The sequence below is a fragment of the Nostoc sp. UCD121 genome (assembly GCF_014222285.1).
Lineage (GTDB): Bacteria > Cyanobacteriota > Cyanobacteriia > Cyanobacteriales > Nostocaceae > Nostoc.
Window position 1 is genome coordinate 1 of record NZ_JACKZS010000356.1, and the last position, 4,487, is coordinate 4,487.

General features: G+C 43.6%; 4 protein-coding genes. 1 reads left to right on the forward strand and 3 read right to left on the reverse strand.

From position 1 onward, the window contains the following. Positions 1-21 precede the first annotated feature (21 nt). From GNF10_RS35380 to GNF10_RS35390, 3 genes are all read right to left on the reverse strand, one after another. Positions 22-1,191 (reverse strand): sugar phosphate nucleotidyltransferase, encoded by a 1,170-nt coding sequence (locus GNF10_RS35380; protein ID WP_114084284.1) that lies wholly within the window; start codon positions 1,189-1,191, stop codon positions 22-24. 231 nt (positions 1,192-1,422) lie between these two features. Then, positions 1,423-2,253 (reverse strand): segregation/condensation protein A, encoded by an 831-nt coding sequence (locus GNF10_RS35385; RefSeq protein ID WP_185581382.1) that lies wholly within the window; start codon positions 2,251-2,253, stop codon positions 1,423-1,425. 311 nt (positions 2,254-2,564) lie between these two features. Continuing rightward, positions 2,565-3,650, reverse strand: coding sequence for an AI-2E family transporter (locus GNF10_RS35390; protein WP_185581381.1), 1,086 nt, complete (start codon positions 3,648-3,650; stop codon positions 2,565-2,567). Positions 3,651-3,777: 127 nt separating this feature from the next. On the opposite strand from GNF10_RS35390, the gene pdxH reads away from it, so the two are divergent. After that, positions 3,778-4,422 (forward strand): pyridoxamine 5'-phosphate oxidase, encoded by a 645-nt coding sequence (gene pdxH, locus GNF10_RS35395; RefSeq protein ID WP_185581380.1) that lies wholly within the window; start codon positions 3,778-3,780, stop codon positions 4,420-4,422. Positions 4,423-4,487 lie beyond the last annotated feature (65 nt).

Consider the following 4,487-nt stretch of genomic DNA (forward strand, 5'->3'; position numbering starts at 1 on the left):
CCTCTTCCCCATTCCCATTCCCTAAATTACGTTTGTCCCCAACAATTCCTCTATCGCTTGTCGCTCAACAGGGGTATGAGATGGCGGTGTCTGACGAGCATCGGTAATTAGCCAATCTAAAGCGGCCGCTTGGACATCTATAGCGGCCCCAGTTTTATCTACACAATAACGTCCAAACACTAGCTTATCTACTAACCTGACTCCTGGCCCCAGGCGCGACCATTCAAAAATCACGCTATTTTCTACTGTTGCGCCACTGCATATCCAACAATTGGGGCCAATCATCGCTGGGCCGACAATTTTCGCTCCGTCTTCTATTCTTGTCATCCCGCCGATGTAAACTGGGCCTGTGATATCCACTTTGTCCCAATTCACGGCTACATTTAAGCCAGTATAAATACCAGGGGCGACTTCATGACCGGGGATTTGCACATTTTTGATTTCACCCAGCAACACACCACGAATCGCCCGCCAATAGTCTGGAACTTTACCAATATCTACCCATTCAAAATCCATAGGGATGGCGTAGAAGGGGGCTTTGATTTCCACTAATTTGGGGAACAATTGGCTACCAATGTCATATTCCACATCAGAGGGAATATAGTTAAAAACCTCTGGTTCAAAGATGTAAATACCTGTGTTGATGTTGGTGCTGAGGGCTTCTTCAGTTGAAGGTTTTTCTTGGAAAGCTTTAACACGCCCCTCTTCATCTGTTACCACCACACCATAGCTCGAAACTTCTTCCTGGGGAACAGATTTTGTAATAATAGTAGCGATCGCCCCTTTAGCTCTATGCCATTTAACCGCCTCAGTTAAATCTAAGTCAATCAAAGCATCACCGCACAACACCACAAAGGTATCATCAAAAAACGGTGAGAAGTCTTGAATGCGGCGCATCCCTCCAGCAGAACCGATTGCTTCCCCTACCAGTTTACCGTCATCATCAATTTTGCCTTCAAAGGAATAGGCAATCTGCACCCCAAACCGTTGACCATCACGGAAATAATTTTCTATTTCCTCAGCCAAATGACTGACATTGACCATAATTTGGTCAAATCCATGTTGGCGTAACAGTTCCAGCAAAAACTCCATCACTGGCTTTTGCAGGATGGGAATCATTGGTTTAGGAATTGTATAGGTAATCGGACGCACGCGAGTACCCTTGCCAGCCGCGAGAATCATCGCTTTCATAAAAATTTATTCCTCAACCACAAGCCAGTTTACTTTCATCGAGTGATACTTAATCATCAGTTTTTATTTCTGCTCTAAGTCATCCCCAAAACAGGGATAACAGGAATTTAGTGGTTATTGCAACCATCTATATACTTAGATGACAAGCGATCGCTTATCTTTTCAATTTACTCGGATTTTGAGATTGAATCAAAAATCTGTAAATTATCTGTAGGGCTACTTTTCGCTTTCTTAGTTCATCGACTGCTCAAAAGGTTTACTGGTCTTAGCTGAATCTGTAATTAGCCGAATTTTAATCTCATTGTAAAACTCCTCTTGAAATAGCTCTACTTTCGATTGAGCCGAAAGTAGTAGTAGCGCCCAGAAAACGCTAACTAAATGACTGTGTTTAGACTCATGTCCAGATCCATTTTGCTTGAAAAGCTTTGTCTGAGTCCACAATTCTACAAGTTGTTCTAAATTCAACCAATTTTGTTCTGAATTTAGCTCTCTGGCCGATAAATTCAAGACTTGTTCGAGTTCTCCAGCTACTTCTGTCAGATTTTCTTGGTGAGCTAACTCCAGTGCCTCCCGCATACTTTGGACGCTAGGCAAACGTCTGGGACGAATAGGTTTGCTGACTTTTTCTACTAGTTTTAGCTGGTTTGCCATAATCTGCAATTGCTTGATTAACTCTTGCAGAGTCACCCGGCGCTTTGGTGGTGGCATTGCCGATGGACGACGACGCAATTGCCGTTCTAATGGTAGACGATGACCATGATGTGATATTCCGTCTTCATCTTCCAACATCGCATCATCTAATACACCATCCTGGATATCACTTACTGTTGACAATTGCATCAATGTATTTGCTTTGAATAATACCAGCATTGATGCTGATAAAAATGCCTGTCCAGATTGAGACAAATCCGCTTCATAGCCTCTTCCTATTGACTCCGGTGCCATCAGTTCTAAGTAACGGTCAATCACCTCAATTACTTGGACATCCCAAGGGTCAATTTCTCCCTGTTCAGCTTGGTAAATCAGGAGTGTGATTGTTTCTAATAGCTCGGAAGCTTCCATCAACGGGTTCTATAGTTAATTAATTAAGAATCGAAAGACTGTAAATTCAACAGTAAATTCATTGACTCTTGGCAAAGCGTGTACTTAATACATTCGCTTGTGCTTCTTTTAATCAGGAATTGCCTGCTGCCAGTATCCTCTGAAATTTGTAATCAATCACCATTGTGAATTGTGAGATCGGAATGTGCAACTTTTGATATTGGGAATTGAGAATTGGGCATTGGGAATTGGGAATTGGGGACAAGGGGAAAGACTTGTTTCAAGTTCTCACCTCTTGTCCCCTTGTCCCCTGCCCTCCTGCCCCTCCCCTATCAATCTGGAGGTTGGTCATGAGCAATGGTGACAGTTGATACAAAATTACTCGGTTTACCGCTCTTGATCGCATCGAAAGTGCCTTTAATAGTACCAGCAATGGGAACAGCAACAAGCGTTCCTAACAGCCCAGCAATCTCAAATCCCATCAGAATAGCTACAAAAATCCAAATGGGATTCAGTCCGATAAAGTTGCCGAGTAACCTGGGAGCTAACAAGTTATCTTTAAGCTGTTGCATAAGAATTGCCGCGATCGCAACTTGAACTGCTAACCACCAATTTTGCAGTAGCACTAAAAGCGTCACTAGACCAATGCCAAGAGATGCCCCAATAAAGGGAATGAGTTCTGAAATCCCAATTAATATGGCAAACAACAGGGCAAAGGGAACCTTCATAACTAAGAAAATTGGTGTCAGGGTTAGCATCATGAATAGCCCTAGCAACAACTGACTAAGGAAGAAGTTCTGGAAATTTAGGCGTAAGGATGCGGTAAGAGGCTCTCCAATATTAGAAGGCAAAAGATTGACCAGACCATACCAGACGCGATCGCCATATAAAAGCATATAAAATGCCAGCACAATGACTAACACTACGTCAAATAAGCCTGATAAAAGTGTCCCAGCAAATCCCACTGCCCCAGAAGCTAGCTGTTGCACCAAATTCTGAATGTTGGCATTGATTTGACTGCTTACAACCCTGAGATCAATCGGCAAACGTCGTTGTTTTGCCAGCATCTCAAATTGCTCTAAGTTTGCTTGACTAGCGCCTAACCAATCAGGGATCTTATTTAACAACTGGATTGTTTGGTCAATAATCAACGGCACTAGGGTGACACCTAGAATCCCAAACAGGGTTAATGTTGCTAGTAAAACTATGATTACTGCCTGAGTGCGCGTAATTCGGGCACGTTCAAAGAACTTAACTGGGTAATTTAGTAGAAAAGCTAAAATTGCCCCAATGCTCAAGACGGTAATGGGATGCTGGAAGTACCGAAAAAGCACGGATAGTAGCCAGACATTAAGAGCGATAATTGGACCGCTCAGACCATAAATTAACAGGCGTTGAAGGGAGGCCGAACGGCGCATTTTATGCAACCTATCTTAAGATATTCCTGAAAGAATTTGTAAAATTCTTGATGGTACTGATTATCATCATAGATATTTTTAACAAAGATATGTATAAGCGTATCTGATAGCAAGGAAGTAAATCAAAATGGACAAAACCGTAGCTGACCTCCGCAAAGACTACACCTTGGAAGGTTTAAGCGAAATCGAGGTAGACCTCAATCCTTTTATCCAATTTAAAAAATGGTTCGATCAGGCTTTAGCAGGTCAACTCCCCGAACCAAATGCGATGACTCTTGCTACCGTCACACCCGACGGTAAGCCCTCAGCCAGAATGGTGCTACTGAAGGATTTCGATGAACGGGGCTTTGCTTTCTTCACCAACTACAACAGCCGCAAAGGACAAGAACTGGCAGAAAATCCTCTGGCGGCTTTAGTCTTTTGGTGGGCAGAACTAGAACGTCAAGTTCGGATTTGTGGGTATGTAGAGAAAGTTTCTGAAACTGAATCCGACCAGTATTTTGATACTCGCCCTCCTAACAGTCGCCTGGGTGCGTGGGTATCTAATCAAAGCGAGGTGATAGAAAGTCGAGAAGTTTTAGAGCGACGTATGCAGGAGTTTAATAGCAAATACGAAAATCAAGAGATCCCCCGACCACCTCATTGGGGAGGCTTACGAGTGATCCCTACAGAAATTGAGTTTTGGCAAGGACGCTCTAGCCGCTTACACGATCGCTTGCTCTATAGCCGTTTAGATAATGGCACTTGGAAAATTGAGCGGTTATCACCGTGAAGAAGAGGCAGGAGGCAGGAGGCAGTGGGCAGGAGGCAGGAGGCAGGGGGCAGGGGGCAGGGAGC